The sequence below is a fragment of the Sorangium sp. So ce124 genome (assembly GCF_051525235.1).
Classification (GTDB): domain Bacteria; phylum Myxococcota_A; class Polyangia; order Polyangiales; family Polyangiaceae; genus Sorangium; species Sorangium atrum.
In genome coordinates, this window is record NZ_CP150312.1 from 4,445,518 (window position 1) to 4,469,647 (window position 24,130).

Annotated in this window: 13 protein-coding genes; 8 read left to right on the forward strand and 5 right to left on the reverse strand. The window is 75.0% G+C overall.

The features are described from left to right. Window positions 1-53 precede the first annotated feature (53 nt). The 4 genes from WMF19_RS16785 (at window position 54) to WMF19_RS16800 (ending at window position 5,287) form a co-directional block, all read left to right on the forward strand. Window positions 54-1,667: a serine/threonine-protein kinase gene (locus WMF19_RS16785; protein ID WP_437900044.1), complete on the forward strand. Its 1,614-nt coding sequence runs from the start codon at window positions 54-56 to the stop codon at window positions 1,665-1,667. Further along, entirely contained in the window at window positions 1,664-2,800 is a 1,137-nt protein-coding gene (locus WMF19_RS16790) for a PEGA domain-containing protein (protein ID WP_437900045.1), read from the forward strand. The genes WMF19_RS16785 and WMF19_RS16790 overlap by 4 nt, the downstream gene beginning before the upstream one ends. Continuing rightward, complete coding sequence (locus WMF19_RS16795) at window positions 2,797-3,705, forward strand: hypothetical protein (RefSeq protein WP_437900046.1); 909 nt, start codon at window positions 2,797-2,799, stop codon at window positions 3,703-3,705. The genes WMF19_RS16790 and WMF19_RS16795 overlap by 4 nt, the downstream gene beginning before the upstream one ends. Window positions 3,706-4,438: 733 nt before the next feature. Then, window positions 4,439-5,287: a hypothetical protein gene (locus tag WMF19_RS16800; RefSeq protein WP_437900047.1), complete on the forward strand. Its 849-nt coding sequence runs from the start codon at window positions 4,439-4,441 to the stop codon at window positions 5,285-5,287. 18 nt (window positions 5,288-5,305) lie between these two features. Here the strand turns inward: WMF19_RS16800 and WMF19_RS16805 are convergent, their stop codons facing one another. Both WMF19_RS16805 and WMF19_RS16810 read right to left on the reverse strand, forming a co-directional pair. After that, window positions 5,306-7,420, reverse strand: coding sequence for a thrombospondin type 3 repeat-containing protein (locus WMF19_RS16805; protein ID WP_437900048.1), 2,115 nt, complete (start codon window positions 7,418-7,420; stop codon window positions 5,306-5,308). 61 nt (window positions 7,421-7,481) lie between these two features. Next, the gene (locus WMF19_RS16810) at window positions 7,482-8,696 is read right to left on the reverse strand and encodes a hypothetical protein (protein WP_437900049.1); all 1,215 of its coding nucleotides are present in this window, start codon (window positions 8,694-8,696) and stop codon (window positions 7,482-7,484) included. Window positions 8,697-8,894: 198 nt separating this feature from the next. Between WMF19_RS16810 and WMF19_RS16815 the strand changes: the two genes are divergently transcribed. The 4 genes from WMF19_RS16815 to lon all read left to right on the forward strand — a co-directional run bounded on the left by WMF19_RS16815 (window position 8,895) and on the right by lon (window position 15,339). Continuing rightward, window positions 8,895-9,944, forward strand: coding sequence for a PEGA domain-containing protein (locus WMF19_RS16815; protein ID WP_437900050.1), 1,050 nt, complete (start codon window positions 8,895-8,897; stop codon window positions 9,942-9,944). A gap of 5 nt (window positions 9,945-9,949) precedes the next feature. Then, complete coding sequence (locus tag WMF19_RS16820; protein WP_437900051.1) at window positions 9,950-11,911, forward strand: hypothetical protein; 1,962 nt, start codon at window positions 9,950-9,952, stop codon at window positions 11,909-11,911. Window positions 11,912-11,987: 76 nt separating this feature from the next. After that, window positions 11,988-12,869: a hypothetical protein gene (locus WMF19_RS16825; RefSeq protein WP_437900052.1), complete on the forward strand. Its 882-nt coding sequence runs from the start codon at window positions 11,988-11,990 to the stop codon at window positions 12,867-12,869. Between the two features lie 52 nt (window positions 12,870-12,921). Continuing rightward, a complete protein-coding gene (gene lon, locus WMF19_RS16830; RefSeq protein ID WP_437329614.1) occupies window positions 12,922-15,339 on the forward strand; it encodes an endopeptidase La in 2,418 nt (805 codons plus the stop codon). A 56-nt stretch (window positions 15,340-15,395) separates the two neighbouring features. Here lon and WMF19_RS16835 read toward each other — a convergent pair whose 3' ends face one another. The 3 genes from WMF19_RS16835 to WMF19_RS16845 form a co-directional block, all read right to left on the reverse strand. Beyond that, window positions 15,396-19,508 (reverse strand): UvrD-helicase domain-containing protein, encoded by a 4,113-nt coding sequence (locus tag WMF19_RS16835; RefSeq protein WP_437900053.1) that lies wholly within the window; start codon window positions 19,506-19,508, stop codon window positions 15,396-15,398. Continuing rightward, a complete protein-coding gene (locus WMF19_RS16840; protein ID WP_437900054.1) occupies window positions 19,505-22,651 on the reverse strand; it encodes a PD-(D/E)XK nuclease family protein in 3,147 nt (1,048 codons plus the stop codon). Before WMF19_RS16840 ends, WMF19_RS16835 begins: the two co-directional genes overlap by 4 nt. A 497-nt stretch (window positions 22,652-23,148) precedes the next feature. After that, complete coding sequence (locus WMF19_RS16845) at window positions 23,149-24,012, reverse strand: hypothetical protein (RefSeq protein ID WP_437900055.1); 864 nt, start codon at window positions 24,010-24,012, stop codon at window positions 23,149-23,151. Window positions 24,013-24,130: the final 118 nt, after the last annotated feature.

A 24,130-nucleotide genomic window follows, 5' to 3' on the forward strand; every position in this document is an offset into this window, starting at 1 on the left:
GAATAACGTGGCGGTGGTGGCGCCCTGAAGGCAGCCCCAGCGCAGGAGCGTCCGTGAGCTCACCGGTCACCGAAGGTCAAATTCTATCGGGAAAATACCGGGTCGAGCGCATCCTCGGGCAAGGGGGCATGGGCGTCGTCGTCGCCGCGCTGCACGAGCAGCTCCACCAGCGGGTCGCCATCAAGCTGCTCCACCCCGGCGCCAACGACGAGATGGTGGAGCGCTTCGTGCGCGAGGCGCGCGCGGCGGTGCGCCTGAAGAGCGAGCACGTCGCGCGCGTGCTCGACGTCGGGACGCTCGAGACGGGCGCGCCGTTCATGGTGATGGAGTACCTGGAGGGCAGCGACCTCCAGGAGACGCTGCGGCGGAGCGGCCCGCTCGAGCTGGAGGAGGCCGTGGGCTACGTGCTCGAGGCCTGCGAGGCCATCGCCGAGGCGCACGCGGCCGGCATCATCCACCGCGATCTCAAGCCGGCGAACCTCTTCCTCACGCGCGCGGCGGACGGCAGCGGCATGGTGAAGGTGCTCGATTTCGGCATCTCCAAGGCGCTGGCGGACCCGTCGACGGCCGGGGCCGAGCCGGAGCTCGGGCTGACGAAGACGTCGATGGTGCTCGGCTCGCCGCTCTACATGGCGCCCGAGCAGATGCGCTCGGCGCGCTCGGTCGACGCGCGCGCGGACATCTGGTCGCTCGGCGCCATCCTCTACCAGCTGCTCACCGCGCGTGTCCCCTTCGACGCGAGCTCGCTGTCCGAGCTCATCCTGATGATCAACACCGAGCCGCCGCCGCCCCCGACGACGTTCCGGCGCGACCTGCCGCCGGGCCTCGAGGCGGCGATCCTGCGCTGCCTCGAGAAGGACGTCGCGAAGCGCTTCAAGTCGGTCGCCGAGCTCGCGGGCGCCATCGTCGATTTCGGGCCTCCGCTCGCGCTGGCCTCGCTGGAGCGGATCGAGCGGACGCTGGGGCTCGTCCCCGCGGTCTCGTTCCGGGACCGGGCGAGCTCCGTGCGCGAGCGCATGAGCACGCCGCCCGCCTGGCAGACGTCGCAGGACCGCGCGAGCGGCGTCCCCGCGGCGACAGCGCGGCACAGCGCGGCGCCGCCTGCCGGCGCGACGGCGGGCGGCGCGGCCGGCCACACGGCAGGCCCGGCGGGCACCGCGCCCGGCTGGGCGGCCGGGGGCGCCGCGCCCGGGGCGCGCTCGCGGAGCGGCGTCGTGCTCGCGCTGGCCGTGGTGGGCGCCGCCGTGGTGATCGGCGGGATCCTGCGCTTCGTCACGTTCCATGGCGGCGCGGACGCTCCTCCCGCCGACCCGTCGGCCGTGGCGGCGACCGCCTCCGCCGAGCCCTCGGCGCCCGCGACGCCGGCTCCCCCTCCTGTCGCACCTCCGGAGGTGACCGCGGAGCCGCAGCCGCCGGCGACCGCGGCGCCGTCGGCGACCGTGTCCCCGGTGGCGACCGCCGCGCCGGTGGCCACCGCGGCGCCGCTGTCGACCGCCGGGCCGAAGGCGCCGGCGAGCGCGACGCCGGTCGCCACGGGGCCTCGGCCGAAGCCCACCGCCGCGCCCTCGGCCGCGCCGGCCGCGACCGCCGCGCCGACCGCGACCGCGACCGCCGCGCAGCCGGGGAGCATTTTCGATGTGCTGAACGACAAAGGTAAGCCCAGATGAGTTGGCCAGGAAGCGAACGGCTCCCGCTGTGGAGCAGCAGGAGCCTGCGCGTCGGCGCCGCGGTCGCGATCGGCGGCGCCGTGCTGACGGCCGTCGCGCCCGCGGGAGCGCAGCCGGCGCCTGCGGCGGCGAAGCCGGCGCCCGCGGGAGCGCAGCCGGCGCCGGTGGCGGCGCAGCCCGCTCCTGCCGCTGGCGCGCCGGCCGCGGGCGCGGCCGCTCCTGCTGTCCAGGGGCCGCTGTCCGCGACGCTCACCGGTGAGGCGAAGGCCGAGTACGAGGCCGCGCGGATCCTCTTCAACGACGGCGACTACCGCAACGCCATCATCAAGTTCGAGCGTTCCTTCGAGCTCTCCGGCGACCCGCGGCTGCTCTGGAACATCGCCCTCTGCCAGAAGAACCTGAAGCGCTACGCGCGCCTCCTCGGGACGGTCGAGAAGCTCCTCAGGGACGCCGGCCCCCAGCTCGGGGAGCAGGATCGCAAGGACGCCGCCGCGCTCATCGAGGCGACGAAGGCCTACGTGAGCCGGCTCGATCTGAAGGCCAGCGAGGCGGGGGCCACGGTCTTCGTCGACGGCGAGGAGGTCGGCCAGACGCCGCTGAGCGAGCCCGTGCTGCTCGACGTCGGCACCCGGAAGATCCGGGTGACCAAGAAGGGCTTCAAGGACGTCGAGGTCTCCCAGCAGGTGACGGGCGGCGGTGACGTCACGGTCACGGCCACGCTGGAGAAGGAGGTCCACCAGGGGCGCCTCATCGTCACGGCGGCGCCGGACGCGGTCATCTCCATCGACGGCCGCGTGGTCGGCCGCGGCGGCTACGACGGGCCCGTGCCGAGCGGCGGTCACGCGCTCCGCGTCACGGCGTCCGGGATGGTGTCGCACCAGTCCGAGGTGATGATCCAGGACGACCAGACGCGCCGCGTGCAGGTCACGCTGGTGCCGCAGCCCAAGCAAGGGAACGTCGAGACCTGGCTCTGGATCGGCGGCGGCGTGCTGGTGGCCGCGGGCGCGGTCCTCGTCGCCACGGGGGTCTTCGGGCCGGAGCCGCCGGTCGAGGGCCGCACGTCGCCCGGCTCGGTCGCCCTGTCCCGGAAGGGCGTCGCCACGTTCACGATCCCCTTCGGAGGTGGCCGATGAGCGCCGTCGCCCGGGCGGCGCTCGCCGCGCTCGTCGCTGTCGCGGCCTGCGGGTGCTCTCCGCCGGACGAGATCATGCTCGCCGTCTCGACGGATCTCGCCATGCCCGACGACTTCAGCGCCCTCCAGGTGCAGGTGTTCGAGGGCGGCACGCCCAAGTTCTCGGCGTCCTACGAGCGGCTCGGCGAGTCCGACGCCGCCGCGCGCCTGCCGGCGACGATCGGCTTCTTCTCCGCGAGCGGCGGCGGCGACTCGATCCGGATCAAGGTCAGCGCCCGCATCGGGGACGAGCTCGGCGCGGTGCGCGTCCTGCGCGAGGCGGTCACGAGGATCCCGAAGAACCGCGTCGCGCTGCTGACGCTGCCGCTCAACTTCCTCTGCGACGACTCGGGCGAGATCGACGAGAGCGGCGACGTGGTGAACAAGCACTGCTCGGAAGGGCAGACCTGCGTCGCCGGGGCGTGTGTGTCGAGCGAGGTCGATGCGGGCGCGCTCCCCGACTACGCGCCCGGGGACGTCTATGGCGGCGGCGATGGAGACGGCGACGGCGATTGCTTCGACGTGACGGCCTGCTTCCAGGGCACGGCGCCTGCGGAGGTCGACGCGGCGTGCTCGATCGCTGGCGAGGCCGGGGTCCCGCTCAACGTGGCGCTGGAGACCGCCGCGGGCGACGGGATCTGCGATGACGCCGACCGTTGCCTTGTGGCGCTCGACGCCGGCAGCGCCGATGGCTTCCGGGTGGAGGACGACGGGCGGATCCAGCTGCCGACCGCCGTGTGTGAGCACGTGGCCGCGGGGAAGATCGCGGCCGTCGTGACGTCGCCGGTGACGGCCGCGTGCGTCCAGAAGACCGTGGGCCTGCCGACGTGCGGGCCGTGGTCGGCGTCGGGCTCCGCGAAGCCGTGATGATGGAACCGCCAAGACGCCAAAAGACGCCAAGAAAAACACAAAAATCTTGGCGTCTTTTGGCGTCTTGGCGGTTCAAAAGACCCTGCCTTTGGCCGAAGTACCCCTCCACCCATCCGAGCGCTCGCCGTCCGGCGTTTCGGCAGGTCGCGATCTGAGAAAGCGGTCGATATCGACGTGCCGTCGAGAGCGTGACCTGACCTGACGCTCGTCGTCGAGCGTTCCGGCAGGTCGCGAACTGGGAAAGCGGTCGATATCGACGTGCCGTCGAGAGCGTGACCTGACTCGACGCTCGTCGTCGAGCGTTCCGGCAGGTTGCGATCTGGGAGGACGCTTGAACCCGGATGTCCCGTCGAGAACGTGACCTGAGCCGACGCCTGTCATCAGGCGCTCGCCCAGATCGCGATCAGCCCGAGCGCCGGAGCTCGACGTGCCGGCAAGATCGCGATCTTCCCAGGACATTGCCGCGAACGCTGTGCCCAGGTCCACACCTGGGCTTCCCTTCAAAATTACGCTGAGCGCCAGATCGGGGCCGCCTTCCTCCGGCTCTCGTGAGCCTCGGCCCATGACGAGCGCCTGTGAGGGCCGTCACCTCACGTCGGTCGCCCCGAAGCGCGCCTTGGGGCCGCGCTGCGCGCTCCGCGGTTGCTCCTGTAATCGGGTGTCATCGACAGGACATGAGACCGGCGCTTCCCTGGCACGACGCGCTGTCCCCCACGTGGAGGTCTGTCCCATGTTGAAACACCTGATGATTGAAGAGATGGTCGCCCTCGTCGCTCCGTGGATCGAGGATGCCCAGCGGAAGCGGCTGTTCCTGTCGATCCCGGAGATCGCCGGGCTGCACGACAAGGTGGCCGAGGTCCACGGCGCCGTGCTGGCGGTTCGCCCGAGCAAGACGGGCGTGTCGGCCGGGATGACGGCCTTGAACGACGAGCTCGCGAAGGTCGACGAGCGCCACGATCACCTGGCCAAGGCGGTCTCGTACGGCATCGACGCGCACCGGGAGCACTGTCTGGCGGAGGAGCCGCCGGACGTCGGGGGGGCGGAGGCGTGTGATCAGGCCCAGGGCCGGCTGTTCCCGACCGGGCTCGCCATCATCAAGGCGTCGCCCACCGCGGAGTCGGGCAACACGGCGCGGATCGCCCGGCTCCTCGACGAGGAGCCCTCGATCGCCGCGCTCCTCAAGGCGATCCCGGCGCCGGGCAAGGCGACGCTGCTCCACACGGTGCAGCGGTGGATCGCGTCGGGCAAGGAGCTCGCGACGATCGAGCACCGGCGGGACGCGCTCGCCGCCAAGGAGAAGACCGCGCCGGTCGTGAACGCGACGATCCTGGCGGCGCGCAATCAATGGCTCCGCGTCGTCGCCGCGGTGCTCTCCAACCTGGAGATCTCCAGCGCTCCGGCGGAGGCCATCGAGACGATCCGCGGCCCCGTCCTGAAGGCGTCCGAGCGAGCCGGCAGGCGCTACGCCGGCGGCAAGGCCGGGGGCGCCGGCGCCGAAGGGCCTCGCCAGCCGGCGGCAGCGGGGGAGGGGGGCGCCGCCGCCGGGGGCGCGCCCGGGGTCAGCCCGCCCGTGGAGTGACGCGCGCCGCCGGCGGCGTCACCCGCGCCGCCGCCGCCACCGCGCGAGGAGCGCCGCGGCGGCGAGCCACGCCGCCGCCGAGCCTGCCGCCCCGTCGGTGCCCGCCGCGAGCCCGCAGCCGTTGCCGTGCGCCCGGGGGTCGCCGCGCAGGGGCCTGGGGGCGGCGCCCTCGCCGCCCGAGCCGCCTTCGCCGCCGTGGCCTTCGCCGCCGTCCGCACCGTCGCCGCCGCCGCCCGGGCCCGCGTCGCCGCCGCCCGCACCGGCGTCGCCGCCGCCCGAACCGTCTTCACCGCCCGCGCCGCCTCCGCTGCCGGCGTCGTCGGGCACGCAGCCGCCGGCCACGCAGGTGCCGCCGGGGCAGCGGGCGCCCTCCTTGGGGAGGAGCGCGCACTCGCCGTGCCTCGGGTGGCACTGCGCGGAGGTGCAGACGTTTCCGGAGGGCGCGCACACGACCGGATCGCCGCCCTTGCAGACGCCGCCGTCACAGGCGTCGTTCCGGGTGCAGGGGTTGCCGTCGTCGCAGGGCGTGCCGTCGGGCTTCGCCGGCGCGCTGCAGTCGCACGCGTCGCCCACGTGGTCGCCGTTCACGTCCTCCTGCCCCTCGTTCGAGAGGAAAGGGCAGTTGTCGTCGGCGTCGGGCGTGCCGTCGCCGTCGTCGTCGTCGTCGCACCGGTCGCCGTAGCCGTCGCCGTCGCCGTCGCTCTGGCTCGGGTTGGCCACGAGCGGGCAGTTGTCGCCGTCGTCGGGCGCGCCGTCGCCGTCGTCGTCGATGTCGCACGCGTCGCCCTCGCCGTCGCGGTCGAGATCGGACTGGTCGGGGTTCGGGACGGAGAGGCAGTTGTCCACACCGTCCTCCACGCCGTCGTCGTCCCTGTCCAGCGCGTTCAGGTCGCACGCGTCGCCCCGGCCGTCCGAGTCGCCGTCGGCCTGATCGGGGTTGGGGACGAGCGGGCAGTTGTCGACCTCGTCGCCAAGACCGTCGTTGTCGTCGTCGTCGTCGCACGCGTCGCCGCTGTCGTCCGGCGGCGACTCGTCCTTGTTGTTCTCCTGCCCCGCGTTGGGCGTCGACGGGCAGTTGTCGATGTCGTCGGGAACGCCGTCGCCGTCGTCGTCGGGATCGCAGGCGTCGCCCGCGCCGTCGCCCTCGAGGTCCGACTGATCGGGGTTCGCCGTGAGCGGGCAGTTGTCGTCGCCGTCGAGCACGCCGTCGCCGTCGTCGTCGGGATCGCAGGCGTCGCCCGCGCCGTCGCCGTCGGCGTCGGCCTGATCCGGGTTCGGCGCCGACGGGCAGTTGTCGTCGAGGTCCTTCACGCCGTCGTCGTCGTCATCGCCGTCGCCGTCCGCGTCCCAGTTGACGACGTAGGCCCGCTCGCGGACCGACATCCCGGCGAGCGCCGACGCCGGGAGCGCGTCGAGGTGGGCCGCGCCCGCGTGGGAATCGGCCCGGCTCGCGCGCTGGCCGCCGAAGTGCATGACGATCCGCGTCGCCCCGGGCGGCAGCTTCAGGGTGAACTCGACGACGGGCCCTTGCGTCGCGGCGCAGTCGAAGGTGGTCATCCCGACGCTCCCCGGCACGATCGCCGCGGAAGGCCCGTAGAAGTTGAAGTGGAGGCTCGGATCTCCCCCCATGTCGATGGCGTCGTCCGTGGCGAGCCATCGATCCGCCGGCGTGAACTCCAGATCGCCCGTGTACGACTGCGTGATGGTGGTGCCGTTGTCGGACCCGACGTTCGTCTCGATCCGCACGACCGTCACCCGCTCGCTGGCGGTGGGGTTGTGGAGGATCTCCAGGAAGCGCGCCCAGCCCTCGTCGGTCGGCACGTAGATCTTCCGGGTGACCTCGAGCTCGCCCATCAGCGCCGGCCCGTGGACGAGCTGCCGCCCGTCCATCTCCTCGGCCCGGGTCGACGAGGGGAAGGTGCTCCCGTCCACCCGCAGCATCATGCCGGTGTCGAAGGCGTCGTTCGTCCCGTCGCCGATCACCCCGTCCGTCCCGACGTCCCACCGGAAGGAGAGACCATCGATGAGGTCCTGCAAGGGGCCCGCGGCGGAGCACTGCGCGGCCGCGCTACGCGGCGCCGCAGCGAGCGCCAGCGTGACGCCGAGCGCGGTGGCCATCACGGTTCGCTTCATCCTCTTCACCCTCTCTCGCCACGCAGGGCCGCGTCGCATGGCCCGATCACGCTCGTCCTCGTCACCGCGCCGCGCCGCCCGCGGCCGGCTCCTGCTCGCCTTGCGCCTGCTCCGGGCAGCCGCGCCGCGCCGGGTCGCCGCCCGCGGAGCCCGCGGCCGTCCGGGGGCAGAGGTCGTCCTGATCGGCGACGCCGTCCTCGTCCTCGTCGTCGACGGGACAGCCGTTCCTCTTCGCGTCGGCGCTGGCCGGGCCGTGCGCGTACGGGCACGCGTCCCGCGCGCCGGGGATGCCGTCCATGTCCGGATCCGCGTTCGCTTCGGCGTCCGCCGCCGCGCCGGCGGGCGGCCGCGCCGGGGGAGCCCACGCCACCGTGCCCATCGCGCGGAACGACGGCGTGCCGATCGCGTCGCCGATGCCCGGCCCGGCGGCCGCCCCGACGACGAGGCCGGCGAGAGGGCGGAGCCGGGCGCCGATCAGGAGCTCGGCGCTCGTCGTCCTCTCCACCTCGACCCGCTCGCGCGCGGTGAGCGACAGGGAGCCGCCCTGGAGCATCGTCTCGGCGTACACCTCCGGCCCGACCTGCAGCCGCTCGTCCCAGAGGAGCACGCCCGCGCCGCCGCCATAAGCGAGCGTCGAGGGGCTCTCGGAGCTCCGCATCACCGCGCCGGCCGCGACGCTCCACACGACGCGCGCGACCCGCCCGCCGAGCAGGAGCTGCGGCGTGACGCGGACCGCGCCCTCGCCCATGTACGCGTCCGAGCTGCCCGTGGGCAGGTGCAGGGACGCGCTCGTGCCGATCTGGAAGGGGTCGCCGTCGTCGCCGAGCAGCCGGACGCGCACGCCGAGGCGCAGATCGCCGAGCGCAGGCGACGACGGAGCCTCGGGCGCGCCCGCGCCGGCCGCCGCCGCGGCGCCGTCGCCGCTCTGGGCGAGCGCGAGCGGCAGCGAGGCCGAGACGAGCAGCCGATCCCACAGCGAGAGGGAGCCGCCGACGTGGAGGAGCGACTGGCTGCCGACGATCACCCGCTCGGGCGAGGCGCCATCGGAGAGCGTGAGCGGGTCCTCCGCGTGGTCGAACAGGGCGAGCCCGCGCGGGACCAGGTGCCCTCCGATGAACGGCGACGGCACACCGAAGAGCGGATCGCCCGCCGGTGTCGGCTCGAACCGGCTGAGCGCGACGGCGCCAGGCCCCTCCGCGCGCGCGGAGGAAGGGCCGAGGGCGATGCCGAGGAGCGCGCCCGCAAGCGCCGCGCCCACCGTGATGAGGCCTCTCATGGGCGCCGGATGGTATCCCCGCCACCGCAAGCGGAGCAAAGGCGATTTGTCCGAGACGTTTCCAACAGTTGCTTGCGCGGCGCGCGCATCGGGTAGCATCGCGGTGATCCCAGCCGGAGAATCGCGGTGATCCCAGTCGGAGAATCGGAGAGTCGGAGCACGGCCCGCGCGGTGTGCCTCCGCCAGCAAGGAGCATCGATGCGAGGGAAGCACCTGGGCCGTTGGGGGCGCGCCGTCGCGGCCGCGCTCGGCGTGGGGCTCGCGGCGGGCGCGGCCGCGGCCCAGCCGGCGCGCTCCGCGCCCGCAAAGGCGCCGCCCGCAAAGGCGCCGCCCGCAGCGACGCCGCCCGCGGCGACGCCGCCCGCGCCGCCCGCGGAGACGCCGCTCGCGGAGTCGCTGACCGGGATGGCCAGGGCCGAGCACGGGGCGGGCGCGGCGCTGTTCGACGACGGCGACTACGCGGGCGCGCTCGCGCGGTACGAGCGCGCCTACGAGCTGTCGCGCGATCACCGGCTGCTCTGGAAGATCGCGCTCTGCCAGAAGAACCTGCGGCGCTACGCGTCGATGCTCGCGACGCTGCGCCGGCTGGAGGCCGAGGGGGGCGCCGCGCTGTCGGCGCGCGACAGGCAGGACATCGCCGATCTGCTCAAGGCCGCCGGGAACTTCGTGTCCCTCCTCGAGATCACGGCGAGCGAGCCGGGGGCCGCGGTGTTCGTGGACGACGAGCGCGTCGGGACGACGCCGCTCGCCGCGCCCGTGCCGATCGACATCGGCGAGCGCCGCATCCGCGTGTCGAAGCCCGGCTTCGTCGATTTCGTCCGCCAGGTGAAGGTCGTGGGCGGCGACAGCGTCGCGCTCGTGGCGCGGCTCGACCGGGCGGTGCACCGGGGGCGGCTCGCCATCGCGGCGGGGCAGGACGATCTCATCGCGATCGACGGCAAGGTGGTGGGCAAGGGCCGCTGGGAGGGCTCGGTGCAGAGCGGGACCCACGCGCTGCGGGTGACGGCGCCGGGGATGGCGCCGCACGAGGCGCAGATCCTGGTCCGCGACGACCAGCGCCGCCGGATCGACGTGTCGCTGGAGCGCGCCGCGCAGCGGGGCGGCGCGAGCAAGTGGCTCTGGATCGGCGGCGGCGCGGCGATCTTCGCGGGCGCGCTCGTCGCGGGCGCGCTGCTCTTCGAGCCGGGGACGCCGGTGGAGCAGGGCAGCCTGGGCACGGTCCCGCTGGGCTTCGGAGGGAGACGTTGATGCGGATGAAACGGACGAAGCGGACCAGGTCGATGTCGGCGGCGGTGTGGCTCTCGTTCGCCGCGGCGGCTGGGCTCTCGGCCTGCGGCGGGGAGAAGGGGCAGCTCATGGTCGTCTTCCAGACGGACATGTCGCTGCCGAAGGACATCGATACGGTCCGGATCGAGGCGACGCTCGACGGGTCCGTCGTCTACGACGAGACGTTCGAGCGGCTCGGGAGCGACGGGTCGATCCGCCTGCCGGCGACGCTGGGCTTCCTCACGCCCGACGACCCGTCGCAGGCGCTCCGGGTGCGCGTCATCGCGAGCCGCGGCGGGAAGGACGGGGTGCGCCTGCTCCGCGAGGTGCTGACGACCGTGCCCGAGGGGCGCACGGCGACGCTGCACATGCCCATCCAGTTCCTGTGCGACGGCTCGGCCGAGGTCGAGCGCGACGCGCAGGGCAACGCGCTGCGCGACGCGGAGGGCAACGTGCTCGTCAAGAACAGCTGTCCCGAGGGCCAGAGCTGCGTCGCGGGCTCGTGCGTGCCGCGCGAGGTCGACTCGCGCGAGCTGCCCGATTACGAGGCCGTGGCCGTGTTCGGCGGCGGATCGGGCGACGGCGACGGGCTCTGCTTCGACACCCTGCGGTGCTTCGCCGCCGCCGCGTCGGCGCCGGTCGATCTCGAGGCGTTCGCCGCGGACGGCACCGTCTGTCGGGCCGCCGCGCCGAGCGGCGACGTGAACGTCGCGCTGCTCACGCAGGGCGGCGGCATCTGCGGCGAGAGCGCGTGCTTCGTCCCGCTCGACGCGGAGAGCGACGCGGGCTTCCGGGTGGAGGAGGGCAACGTGCTCCGGCTGCCCGTCGAGGTGTGCAGGCGCGCGCAGAGCGGCAAGCTCGCGGGGCTCGCGATCGCGGCCGCGGGCGAGGGGCAGTGCCGCAGGAAGGGCACGGACCTGCCGACGTGCGGCCCGTGGTCGGCGCTGCAGGGCGGCGAGTCCACGGTGCCCGACGCGTCGGCGCCCGTCCCCGTGGCGGTGGCGCAGGTCCACCCGGTGTCGCTGCAGGTGGCGGCGGGCGGCGTGACGTGGATCGCGGGCGCCACGTTCGACGGGGAGGGGATGGCCCAGGAGGACGGAGAGCTGAAGACGGCGCCCGTCGACGGCGGGGAGCCGCTGATCCTCGGCGCGACGCAGGCCTCGCCGCGGGATCTCGCGATCGACGAGGCGCGGCAGGTGGCCTTCTGGACGAACGCGGAGGACGGCACGCTGAGGGTGGTCCCGCTCGCGGGCGGCGAGCCGCGGGTGCTGCTCGCGGATCTGGAGCAGCCCGAGGGGCTCGCGCTCTCGGGCGGCGCGCTCTCGTGGACCGAGCTCTGGGGAGGCGGCGTGTTCCGGGCGCAGCTGAGCGGCAGCGGCGCGGAGGTCGAGCTCGGCGCGCCGGAGGAGCTGACGCCGACCGGCACGGCGTTCTCGTCGCCCTACCGCGTGGCCAGCGCGGGGGGCACCGTGTGCTGGACGTACCAGGGCACGCTGGGCAGGACCGACGGGGCGGTGGCGTGCCGCGTGGGTGAGACCTCGGTGACGATCGCGGCGGAGCAGCTCACGCCGCGCGAGATCGCGCTCGACGTGGACGGGGAGGGGAACGCGGCGGCTGTCTACTGGGCGAGCTTCGAGGGCGGCAGCGTCTTCCGGGCGGATCTGAGCGGGGCGGAGGTCGGCGCGCCCGAGGAGATCGCGTCGGATCAGGGCCAGCTGAACGGCCTCGCGGTGGACGAGGGGCACGTGTACTGGACGCGGCGCGACGCGGGGACGGTCGTGCGCATGCCGAAGGGCGGCGGCGAGCAGGAGGTGCTGGCCTCGGGGCAGGCGCGGCCGGGCGACATCGCTGTGGACGAGGCGACCGTCTACTGGATCAACGAGGGATCGCCGGACGGCAGCGACGGCGCGCCGGTGAGGGACGGGGCGGTGCTGAAGCGCGCGAAGTGACGGGGGCGGCGGCGTGCGCAGGGGGCGGCGCCGCGCCGTCTGCGCGCTCGCCGCCGCGTGTGCTATGGGCCGATCCGTGAAACGCACGGCGCTTCTCCTGCTCGCCCTCGCGCTCCCCGCGTGCGGATCGAGCTACGCACAGCAGGGCCCGAGCGACACGCTCCGGGCCTACGCGCAGGCGCTCCAGGAGGGGCGCGTCGACGCGGCGTACCGGCTGCTCTCGGACGAGGCCAAGCGGTCGATGTCGCTCGAGGCCTTCCGGCGCGCGGTGCGGGACAACCCGGACGACGCGCTCGAGATCGCCCGCGCCATCGCGCGGCCCGCGGCCGATCCGGTGGTGACCGCGACGGTCACCATGCCGAACGGCGAGGAGCTCCTGCTCGTCTTCGAGGGCGGCCGCTGGCGGCTCGACGCGGCGGCGGTCGATCTCTACGGTCAGGCGACGCCCCGGCAGGCGCTGGTGGGGTTCCTGCGGGCCTTCGAGCGGCGGCGCTACGACGTGATCATGCGCTACGTTCCCGACGCCGAGCGGGAAGGCCTCGTCGAGCCCGCAGGCGCTGCGCCCGACGAGGCGGGCGCGCCCGGCGAGGCGAGCTCCGCGCGGGGTGGCGAGGGCCCGGCGCAGCCCACCGGACCTGGAGCCGCGCCGCCCGGCGCGGGAGCCGGACCTGGAGCCGCGCCGCCCGGCGCGAGAGCTGACGCGGCGCAGAAGCCGGGCGGTCGGCCCGGGACGGTCAAGGCCGCGGCCGACGCCGGGCAGCTCACGCCCGAGAAGCTGAAGAGCGCCTGGGAGGGGCCGCAGAAGGAGCAGATCAACCGGGTCGTCCAGGCGATCAAGGCGGCGCTGCCGACCGCGACCATCGAGGAGACGGGGGACAGCGCGTCGATGGCCTACGGCGCCGGCGGTACGGTCGCTTTCACGCGCGAGCACGGGGTCTGGAAGATCAAGGACTTCTAGCGGCGCGCCCGCGTCATGGCTTCGAGAAGAGCGCTGTACTAGGGTTGTCTGCATGCCGACCGGCGATCCTTCTTCGCGAACGCCTCCCTCGCCCGACGCGGATAGCGTCCCGATCCTCCCGCTGCGCAACTCGGTGCTGTTCCCGATGTCGGTCGTGCCGATCAACGTCGGCCGGCCGCGGAGCGTGCGCCTTGTCGAGGATCTCCTCGGCCGCGAGCGCGCGCTGGTCGGCGTGATCAGCCAGAGGTCGCCCGACGTGGACGAGCCCACGTTCAAGGAGCTCTACTCCGTCGGGACGGTCGCGCGCGTTGTGAAGGTCATCCGGCTCGGCCCGAACAACTACTCGGTCGTGCTGAACGGGCTCGGCCGCTTCCGGGTGAAGTCGGCGTTCTCGCTGGAGCCGTACATGCGCGCGCGGATCGAGCGCATCCCGGAGTCGCTCGTGCGCGACGTGGAGCTCGAGGCGCTCGGCGCGGGCCTGCGCGAGGCGACGCGCGAGGTGCTCGGCCTGATGCCGAATTTGCCCCGCGATACGGCGGGCATCCTCGACAACGTGCGCGAGCCGGGCGCGCTCGCCGATCTGATCGCCTCGAACTTCCCGCAGGCGCAGGCCTCGGTCGGCGACAAGCAGGAGATCCTCGAGGCGTTCGACGTGAAGGCGCGCGTCCGCCTCGTGCTCGCGATGGTCGGCCGCCAGCTCGAGGTGCTGCGGGTCAAGAAGGAGATCTCCTCCATGGTGCAGGAGGAGATGGGCAAGTCGCAGCGCGAGTACATCCTCCGGCAGCAGATGAAGTCGATCAAGGAGGAGCTCGGTGAGGGCGGCGACGACGACGAGATCGAGGAGCTCCGCGAGCGCATCCGGCGCGCCAAGGTGCCGGCGGAGGTCGACAAGGTGGTCCGCAAGCAGCTCAGCCGGCTGCGCTCCATGGCGCAGCAGTCGGCCGAGTTCAACGTGACCAAGACGTACCTCGAGTGGATCGCGGATCTGCCGTGGTCCAAGACGACGGTGGACAAGCTGAGCGTCGAGAGCGTGCGGCGCTGCCTCGACGAGGACCACCTCGGGCTGGAGAAGGTGAAGAAGCGGATCGTCGAGTACTCGGCGATCCGGCAGCTCCGCACGGACAAGAAGGGGCCGATCCTGCTCTTCATCGGGCCGCCCGGCGTCGGCAAGACGTCGCTCGGCAAGTCGATCGCGCGCAGCATGGGGCGCCGCTACGAGCGGATCGCGCTCGGCGGCGTGCGCGACGAGGCGGAGATCCGCGGGCACCGGCGCACGTACGTGGGCGCGCTGCCCGGGCGCATCCTGCAGGCGCTGAAGAAGGCGGGCACCAAGAACCCGGTGCTCGTGCTCGACGAGGTCGACAAGATGGGCGTGGACCTGCGCGGCGATCCTGCGGCGGCGCTCCTCGAGGTGCTCGATCCGGAGCAGAACTCGACGTTCCAGGACCACTACCTCGACCTGCCGTTCGATCTGTCGCAGGTGATGTTCCTCGCGACCGCCAACAACTGGGACGGCATCCCGGGGCCGCTCGTCGACCGCATGGAGGTCATCGAGGTGCCCGGCTACACGCGGACCGACAAGCTGGGGATCGCGCGGGAGTTCCTGGTGCCGAAGCAGCTGTCGGCGCACGGGCTCACGGACGAGCGCCTGGAGTTCACGGAGCCGGGCATCGAGGCGGTCGTCGACCACTACACGCGCGAGGCGGGCGTGCGCGGCCTGGAGCGGCAGATCGCGGCGGTGTGCCGCGCGACGGCGGTGAAGGTCGCCGAGGGCCACGACGTGCGCGAGGTGGCGACGCCCGAGCACGTGGAGCAGGTGCTCGGCCCGCACAAGCACCGCCCCGAGATCGCCGAGCGGACGCTCCAGCCCGGGGTCGCGACCGGGCTCGCGTGGACGCCGGCGGGCGGCGAGATCCTCTTCATCGAGGCGACGAAGATGCCGGGCAAGGGCAACGTGGTGCTCACCGGCAACATGCGGAACGTGATGCAGGAGTCGGCGAGCACGGCGGTGAGCTTCGTGCGCAGCAAGGCCGATCGGCTGCACCTCGATCCGGAGTGGCTCAAGGAGATCGATCTGCACGTGCACATCCCGCAGCACGGCACGCCGAAGGACGGGCCGAGCGCGGGCGTGACGATGTTCGCGGCGGTGGCGTCGCTGCTGCTGGGGGCGTCGGTGCGCAGCGACGTCGCGATGACGGGGGAGATCTCGCTGCGCGGGCGGGTGATGCCGGTCGGGGGGGTGAAGGAGAAGCTGCTCGCGGCCCACCGCGCCGGGATCCGGCACGTGCTCATCCCGGCGAAGAACCGGCGCGACCTCGAGGACGTGCCGCAGGACGTCAAGGATCAGATCAAGATCACGATGGTGTCGTCGATGGAGGAGATCCTGCCGATCGTGCTGGAGCCGCCGCGGCGCGCTCCGGCGCAGAGCGCGTCGCCGGAGGAGATCGAGGAGCAGGCGGGGGCGCAGTAGGGGAGAGGTCGTCGAGGGCCTTACCGTCGTCTGTCGATGGGGGGCGCGGGGGCGCGCTAGCCGTGGCAGGCGCGCACGAAGCCGCAGCGCAGCTTGCGGCACGCCTCGACCGGGACGCCGTCGAAGCGATCCTCGGACCTCGCCTCGGCGAAGCGCTCGGCGAGGCGGGCTAGCTCGCGCTCGAACCGCGCGTGATCGTCGTCGGTGAGGGTCCCCATGGGGCCCGCGGCAGCGAGCCACACGGGCTCGACCTCGGCGCCGACGAAGAGCACGCCAGCGCGGATGGGGCGGTCGGGGTGACGCCTCCTGAGCGCGAGCGCACACGCGCGCAGGCGGAGCTCGTACGGCGAGAGATCCGCGCGGGGGCGCGCGCGCTTGTACTCGACGACGTCGATCTGGCCGCCCGGGTGCAGGATGGCGAGATCGATGGCGAGGGAGAGCGCGAGCCTCGCGCCGCGCCGCCGTCCGGCGCGCTGGGGCTCGACGTCGAGCACGAGCGCCTCCTCGCGGAGGAGCGACGCCTCCTCGCCGCGCACCTGGCGCGCGTAAGGGCCGTCCAGGAAGCGCGCGACGCCCTCCGCGGTGCGCAGCACGTCCGGGCCGTGCGGCGGTAAGCCCTCGAAGGCGAGGCGGGCGGCGACCTCCTCGGCCTCGGTCGGCTCACCCCAGCGCGCGCGAGGCCAGCGCTGGAGCACCCGGTGCACGGCGCGGCCAGGAGGGCGAGGGTCCGCGCCGTCCTCGAGCTCGACGCGCTCCTCGCCCGGGAGCTCGGGCGGGCCCTCGACGTCGAACAGGCCGAGCTGGCCCTCGCCGGCAGGCTCGGCGATCCCGAGGAGGTGGCGCAGCCGGAAGCGGCGCGGGCACGCCTGGAACGCCGCAAGGGACGCCGCCGCGACCAGCACGGTCTGCGCGCGCGCTGGCCCCATGGCCGGGGGCGCACGGGGGGCCGGCGCGGCGCGCGCGTACGCGTCGGTGCCGGGCGCGGGCGCCTTCGCCCCGGCGAGCAGCGCGCCGGCGTCGAGCGTCGCACGGATGGTGCCGGCCAGCGGCGTGGAGGCCTCGATGTCGACCGCCGCCGGGGCCCCGGGGTCGGCGTCGACCGCCGCCGCAGCCCCGGGGTCGGCGTCGACCGCCGCCTTCAGCGTGAGCCAGGCCGAGCCGCTCCGCGGCTTCGCCTCGGCGCCGACGAGCACGAGCTCGCGGCGGGCGCGCGTGATCGCGACGTACGTGAGCCGCTGCCGCTCGGCGCGCTCCCGCGCCCGCACCTCGGCGCGCGCCGCCTGGAGCGCGGGCGTGCTGATGGGCAACGACGGCCCGCGCGCCGACGCCTCGGCGTCCTGGAGCGTGCTGGTCCGCAGCCGCCCGTCGATCACCTGCACGTAGTGGCGCACGAGCAGCGCGGCAGGCCGGTCCCCCGCGGCGGGGACGTAGCTCAGGCCAGGCTGGGCCGCGCGGGGCTCGGCGTTGAGATCCAGGAGCACGACGGCCGGGAAATCGAGCCCTTTGCTGGCGTGAATCGTCGTGAGCCGCACGGCGTCGTCCTCGGGCGAGAAGACGGCGGCCTCGGGCTCGTCCGCCTCGTCGCGGATGCGGCGATCGAGCCAGCGGACGAAGCTCGCGAGCGAACCGCCCCGGCGGCGGGCGATGGAGACCAGGCGGTCGACGTTGCCGAGGCGGGCCTGGGCGCGAGGGAGCGCCGCGAGGACGCGGTCGAGATCGAAGGCGGTGACCGCGGCGCGGATCGCCTCGCCGGGCGTCGAGCGGAGCGCGGCGCGGCGCAGGCCGGCATAGCGGGCGCGGAACGCCTCGAGCCGCTCGCGATCCCCCGCGGGCAGGCGCGCGAGCGCGGGGAGCGGGCGTCCGTCGTCGAGCTCGGCGTCGTCGGGCGAGGGCGACCGGCCCCCCTGCGCGAGCGCGGCGGCGGACCAGCGGCCGAGCAGCGGGACCGCGAGGCCGCGGCCAGGAGGCGCGAGGAGCGCCAGCGAGGTGTCCGAGAGCGCCACCACCGGGCCGCGGAGGACGGTCGCCAGGGCGAGGCGATCGCGCGGATCGAGCAGGAGGCGGAGGATCGCGGCCAGATCACGGACCTCGGCCGCGTCGAAGAGCGCGCGGCCGGCCACCACGTACGGGATCTCGAGGCGCGCGAGCGCCAGCTCGACGAGCGGGATCGTGCTCCTCCGCCGGGTGAGCACGGCGACGTCGCGGAAGCGCAGATCGCCGGTCGCGGCGCCGTCGCGGCCCGCAGCGCCGTCGCGGCCCGCAGCGCCGTCGCGGCCCGCAGCGCCGTCGCGGCCCGCAGCGCCGTCGCCGCCCGCGCCGCGGACGCGCCGCGCGATGTACGCTGCCGCGATCAGCGCCTCGCGCAGCTGTCCGCGCGCGTCCCGGACCAGGGCGTCGACCCCGTCCGGAGCGCCGCCGCCGTCGCTGACCAGCACGACGTCCGTCGGGCCCTCCGCGGCCCTGCCCGGCGCCGCGACGAGGTGCTCCGCCGCGCTGTAGGCGATCTCGAACTCGCGCGGCGGACTTCCAGCCTCGCGCGCGCCCGCGTCGCCGTCGCCCGCGCCGCCGTCGCCCGAGCCGCGATCCTGGGCGAAATCGCGCGCGGAGAAGGCGTTGATGAACGCGAGCAGCTCGGGCGTCGACCGGCGGCTCTCGCGGAGCGCCACGAAATCGGCGCTCGGATCCGGCGACCAGAGCGCGGGCGCGAGCTCGAGCGCGCGGCCCGCGGCGGCGCCGGCGAGCTCCGCGCAGACGCGGCAGAAGATGGAGACGTCGGCCCCGCGGAACCCGTAGATGGATTGCTTGCGATCGCCGACGAGGAACAGGCCGTGGCCCGACAGACCGGCCGCCGTCGGGGCCACGCCGGCCGGGCGCGCGAGGGCGGCGTCGTCCCGCTCGCGCAGGAGGTACACGAGATCGCGCTGCACCGCGCTCGTGTCCTGGAACTCGTCGACGAGCAGCACGTCGACCGAGCCGCGGACCGCCGCGCCGATCGCCGGATCGTCCCGCAGGCCGTCGCGGGCGGCGCGCAGGAGATCGCCGAACCCGAGGCCGCCCTCGGTGCGGCGGATCGCCGAGAGCCGCTCGCGGATCTCCTCCAGCAGCTCGATGATCCGCGCCTCGCGGCGCGACAGGGCCGGGGCCTCGCGCAGGAAGCCGAGCAGCTGCTGCGCCTTGTCGCGGTGCTTCTCGCCCGGCAGCGCCTCGCGGAAGGCGATGAGCGCCTCGTCGGCCGGCGTGGACTTGCTCTTGTGGGGCTTGCGCTGCGTGAGGAGCTCGATGAGCGGGGCGCTCGCGGCGCCCGCGGGGAAGGGCGCGCCGCCGTCCTCGCGGCCGAGCGCCGCCACGAGCGCCGCCGCCGGCGCGCGGAAGGCGGCGCTGCCGAGCGCTGCGCTCCCGGCGGCGAGCCGGCGGAGCTCCCGCGCGAGCGCGCTGGCCTCGGCGGCGTGGTCGGACACGGCGAGCCGGCGCGGGGCGAGGCCGTCCTCGTCGAGCCGGTCGAGCAGCCGCGTGACCTCGCTCCGCGCGGCCTCGACGCCGCCCGTCGCGGCGATGAGCGCGCGCGCGGCGTCGGCGCGCTCGCCCCCCTCGGCGAGCGCGCGGCTCAGCGCCTCGTCGACCGCGAGATCGCTGAGCGCCTGCGCCTCCTCCTCGTCGAGGATCCGGGCCGAAGGCGAGAGCCCCATCGCGATCGCGTGCCGGTCCACGATCTGCTTGGCGACGCCGTGGAGCGTGTCGATGCGCGCGGCCGGGAGGCGGGCGAGCGCCTCCTCCGCGCGCTTGCGCAGCTCGGCGACGGGCAGCGACGCGCCGGGGAGGCCGGCGACGGCCGCCTGCCGCGCCCGAAGGATGTCGGCGAAGGGGATGTCCGCCTCGCCGTTCCAGCGGGCGATCTCGCGGAGCGATCGCTCGACGCGGTGGGCGATCTCCCGCGCCGCGGCGCGCGAGAACGTCGTCGCGACGATGCGGTCCGGCGGCACGGGCGGCGCGGCGGACGCGGCGTCGGGCAGGCCGAGGGAGGTGAGGCCGAGCGTGAGCAGCACGTAGAGCGCCGTGAGGCGGTGCGTCTTGCCCGTGCCGGCGCTCGCGGCGACCACGACGTTGCGGCGGAAGGCGTAGATGAGCGCGTCGCCCTCGGCGAGCTCCGCGCCGCGCGGCGCGGAGCTCACGCGACCTCCTCCGCGGCCTCGTCGCTCGGCACGACCGCGGGGCGGCGGCACACGTCGCGCGCGTCGCACCGCGCGCACATCGTCGAGAGCGTCGGCCGCGGCGCGGCCTTGCCCTCCCAGAGCGCGACGACCGCGGCCCGCGCCGTGCGCGCGGCCTCGGCCCAGCCCTCGGCGAGCGCGCGCTGCTCGTCGGCCGTGCGCGGCCACAGCTCGATGAGCCCGCGCTGGCGCACGCCGATGTAGACGGCGCGCACCTCCTCCGCGCCCAGCGCGCGCGCCGCGATGGCGCTGTACAGCGGCAGCTGGAGCGCCCTCCGCCGCTCCTTGGCGTCGGGGAGCTTGCCGGTCTTGTAGTCGACGACCCGCACGACGCGCTGGTCGGTCGATCGATCGAGCCGGTCGATCTGGCCGTCCACCCACAGGCTCGGGCCGCCCTCCTCGTCGAGCGGGGGGAGCTCCAGCGGCCGCCAGGGGGGCGGCTCTCCGGCGCCGAAGCGCCGCTCGGCCAGGAAGAAGCGGAGCTCCGGCGACGCGTCCTCCCCGTCTCCGTCGAGCGTGCGGGCCACGACCTCCATCACGTCCGCGATCGCCTTCTCGACCGCCTCCCGGCGGAGCGGGGCCATGGGCGCCGAGACGCCGAGCGCCGCCTCGGCCGCGGCGCGCGCCGCCGCGAGCTGCTCGGCCGGATCGCGCTCCGGGCCGAGCTCGCGCAGGGCCTCGAACGAGGCCTGCAGGGCGCGGTGGATCAGCGTGCCGCGCTCGCGCGCGTCGGCCGACTCGGCGAGGTCGTCGGCGCGGCGCACGTGCAGGACGCGGCGGGCGAACGCCGCGAAGGCGCAGCCCACGGCGCGCTCGATGTGGGTGACCGCGATCGGCCTGTCGGGGTGCGCCCCGCCGATCGCGGCCCTGAGCTGCGCGGCGAGCGCGGGATCGCCGTCGACGAGGACGCGGCCCGTGTGGAGGTCGATCGGCGCGCGCGGATCGAGGAAGAAGTCCGCGCGGGCGCGCTCGATCCGGATCCGCTCCGCGAGGTCCGCCGGCGGCCGCCCGCCGCCCGCGAGGGCGATGAGCTCCGCGTCGCGCGGGCCGAGGGGCGCCGCGTCCGGGGCGACGCGCGAGGCGGGCTCCGTGCGCTGGGGCGCGCCGGCCGCCGCGGCCGCGACGAAGAGCGGGTGCGGCTCGTTCGGCTCGCTGTCGTCCCCGCGCGTGAAGCAGAGGGCGACGCGCTGGGCGCCGGCGAGCGCCCAGCCGAGCTCCGCGCGCTGGGCCGCCTGGCGCTCGCGCCCCGACGCGGGGCGGCTCGGCGCCGGCAGCCTCCCGCGGAGCGCCTCGCCGAGCAGCGTCTCGTCCGCGCCCGGGCTGCCGCCGTAGGCGCGCGCGTCGAGCCCGGTCACCACCACCACGTCGTGCTCGAGCGCCGTGAAGCCGGCGGCGACGTCGATACGCACCGCGCCGGCGCGGCCCGCGTCGCCGCGCGGCCCGGCGCCCTGCTCGGCCGCGGCCCGCTCGAGCTCCGCGTAGATCTCGGCCGCGGTGGCGGGGCGCTCCTCGCAGCCGAGGTCGTACGCGGCCCGCGCGAGCGCCTCGGCCTGCTCGCGGATCGCGCGCGCGGCCCGCGCTCCTTGCCCCATCGCGCCCATCGCCTCGAGCGCGAGCGCGCCGCCGCTCCGCCGCTCGCCGCGCAGCGCGGCGCGGAGCTCCTCGATCCCGGGCTCGCCGAAGCCCAGCTTGTCGAGGAGCGACAGGAAGCGCCGCACGATCTCGGGCCGCGTCGCCGCCTCGCCGATCCAGCGGGCGCTGGCCAGCAGCCGCTCCAGCGCGTGCGGCATCCACGCCTCGTCGTCGCCGTCCTCGTCGCCGTGCGCGCCGCCCGCGCCGCGCAGCACCTCGAGGCCCAGGGCGAGCTCCGCGTCGCTCAGCGCCTCCTGCGCGGTCGCCGGCGGCGTCCGCGCCGTCCCTGCGCGGCGGTCCGCGCGGCGGGCTGCCACGACCGAGATCAGGCCGTCGATGAGCAGCCGGCCCGTGCGATCCACCTCGACCGGCACGTCGCGCAGCCGGTGGGCCAGGTCGGTCGAGCGCCGCTCCGCCTCCGTGGCGGACGTGCGGTCCATCCAGGCGCCGGCGTGGACCCCCGGGGCGCGGAGGATCTCGATCGCCTGCTCGCGGCGCACCGGCCCGACGGCGAGGCGCAGGATGGCGAGCGCGACGCGCCCGTCGGGGCAGCTCGCGGCGGCGCGGCCGCGCGGCTCCGAGGCGCGGACGCCCGCGTCGGCCAGCGCGGCGCGGAGGGGCTCGAGCGCGGCGTCGTCGAGCGCCGGCACGACGACGGCGATCCGCTCGGGCGGGATCCCGCGGCCGAGCGCGGCGGCCACCTCGGCGGCGGCGGCGCGCGCCTCGCCCTCCGGGGTCCTCGCCGCGACGGCGGCGAGCGGCTCCGCTCCGCCGTCGGGCACCCAGGCGATCTCCGGCGCGTCCTCGAGCGAGGCCCAGCGCCGCTCCAGCGCGTCGGCGATCGGCGCCGCGCCTTCGTCCGGGAGCGCGGGCAGCTCGACGGTGACGCCCGCGCCGCCGCGGGCGCGGACCGCGGCGTGGAGCGCCTCGACCCAGGCGAGATCGTCGGGCTCCCAGGCCACGGCGCCGCGGATCGTGACCTTGCGCGGGAGCGGGAGCGCGGCGGACGCGCCGGCCGAGCGGAGCGCCCGCGCGAGCACGGACCCCGCGCAGCGCGGGTCGACGAGGCGCGCTGCCCGCAGGGCGGCGTCCGCCCGATCGAGGACCTCGGCGATGGCGATCGCGTACGGGGTCCCGAGCGCCCGCAGCTCCGCCGGGGAGGTCCCGGCGCGCCGGAAGCTCCCGAGGGCGCGGTCGATGGCGTGCGCGAGCGCGACGCGCGCGGCGGGCTCGGCCGGCTGACGCAGCCGATCCGGCGGCAGGGCGTCGAGGGCGAGCCGGGTGGCGAGGCGGCTCGTGTGAGGGCTCGCTATGGCGGCGTCCGGCGCCAGCAGGGCGAGCGCCTCGGAGACGAAGCTCCACCGTGAGCGGATTTCCTGGCCTGCGGTACGCGGGTCGCGCAGATCGAGCGAGGCGAGCTCGCGTTCAACGTGCCGCTCGGTCGGGACGATCAGGAGCGATGTTCTGCTCACCACCGCGAGACGGCCGAGTGCCGCTCCCGGGAAGCGCAGGCGCCCGCCAGGGCAGGCGGCTGAGAGGGCGCCGGCGCGTCTGAATGCACGTCCAGCAAGGGGGACCTCACGGCAGACGCTTTACTTCATGCATCCGTCCCCTCGCAACCTCTGCCGGGGGCGCGCCTTGTTGAAAAAGTCCCGCGGAATGTGGGAATTCTTGTGGGGAAAAGGGAATGCGTGTTGAAAAACCTGTTGAGAACCCCGGACGGTCCGGGTCGCAGCGCGCCGTAGACCTGCGGAATTGCACGCAGCGAGGGCGGGCCAGAGCACGCCCGGGGCGCTCTGCAGTTTTCAACAGGCTCAGCGGTGGTCGGCGGCGATCGGAGGTGACCGGGCGTCACGACGGGGCGTGAGCCGCCTCGGTAGGCCGAGCGGGGCAGGGCGGACGGAAGGAGGAGAGGGGGACGAGGGGGCTGGGCGCTCCGTCGCGAGGCGCCCTGTCGGTTGCGAGGGGCCTAGCGGCGCGCCACGTCCTTGTCGCGGCGGACGCTGGTGTCGTCGGCCGGCGGCAGATCGGACAGGCTGGCCGGCGGCATCGCTGGCGGCAGCAGCGTGGGAGCCGCCGTCGCGCTGCCCTGGTCGCCGCCTCGCGCGGCGGGACCGGCGCCGGTCAACGCGGCGGCGGACGCGCTCGTCACGGCGCCCGGCGAAGCATCGGAGGCGGCGGGTGAAGCATCGGAGGCGGCGGTGGTCGCTTGCGTGCCGGGGGGCGCCTCGGACTGTGCGCGATTCCGCACGGCGGTCACCGCCTTGTCGGCCGCCTTGACGAGCTGTGACGTCACGACCGAGGGCGGGAAGGGGAGCTTCGGGGCGACGAAGAGCTCGAGCTTCAGGATCGTGTGGTGTTCGTCGACGGCGCGGAGCCGCCAGCGGGCGCGGAAGTCGGCGACGTTGCCGCGCTTGTGGCGGCCGGAGATCACCTCGTCGGCGCCGTCCTTGGTGGGCGGCGACATGTCGGCGACCGTCCAGATGTGCGCGGCGCCGTTCAGGATCGGCACCTGGAGATAGACCTCGCTCGTGCCCTTGCGCTTCGCGAGCACGCGGCTCTGGTCGAAGGGGCCGATGAACGTCTTGTAGCTGCCGTAGGAGGTGACGATCTTCCGGACCGCCGGCAGGGGCGCTTTCACGAGGATCGCTGCGCCCCCGGTGTCGATCGCGGCGACGGGCCCGGTGGTCTTCAGCGTGTACCGGAGCGCCTTCCCGAGCGACGCGAGCTTCTCCGACTCGGCGTCGGCGGCGCGGGCCGCGCGCGGCGAGAGGGAGAGGGCGAGGACGGCGAGCGAGAAGGCGATCAAGGACAGGGACCACAGTTTCTTCATGGACTCTCCTGTTCGAGCGACGTCCGTCAGCGCGGGCTCCCCCCCACGTAGCGGACATGCGCCTCGGGCGGCGAGACCGCAGCCCCTCGCTACATGTAACTCCGTGAGCAGGCAGCCG

Bases quoted from the DNA above. Each gene is read 5' to 3' on its own strand.
- WMF19_RS16790 (WP_437900045.1), top strand. From the start codon at position 1,664: ATGAGTTGGCCAGGAAGCGAACGGCTCCCGCTGTGGAGCAGCAGGAGC.
- WMF19_RS16795 (WP_437900046.1), top strand. From the start codon at position 2,797: ATGAGCGCCGTCGCCCGGGCGGCGCTCGCCGCGCTCGTCGCTGTCGCG.
- WMF19_RS16800 (WP_437900047.1), top strand. From the start codon at position 4,439: ATGTTGAAACACCTGATGATTGAAGAGATGGTCGCCCTCGTCGCTCCG.
- WMF19_RS16805 (WP_437900048.1), bottom strand. From the start codon at position 7,420: ATGAAGCGAACCGTGATGGCCACCGCGCTCGGCGTCACGCTGGCGCTC.
- WMF19_RS16810 (WP_437900049.1), bottom strand. From the start codon at position 8,696: ATGAGAGGCCTCATCACGGTGGGCGCGGCGCTTGCGGGCGCGCTCCTC.
- WMF19_RS16815 (WP_437900050.1), top strand. From the start codon at position 8,895: ATGCGAGGGAAGCACCTGGGCCGTTGGGGGCGCGCCGTCGCGGCCGCG.
- WMF19_RS16820 (WP_437900051.1), top strand. From the start codon at position 9,950: ATGAAACGGACGAAGCGGACCAGGTCGATGTCGGCGGCGGTGTGGCTC.
- lon (WP_437329614.1), top strand. From the start codon at position 12,922: ATGCCGACCGGCGATCCTTCTTCGCGAACGCCTCCCTCGCCCGACGCG.
- WMF19_RS16845 (WP_437900055.1), bottom strand. From the start codon at position 24,012: ATGAAGAAACTGTGGTCCCTGTCCTTGATCGCCTTCTCGCTCGCCGTC.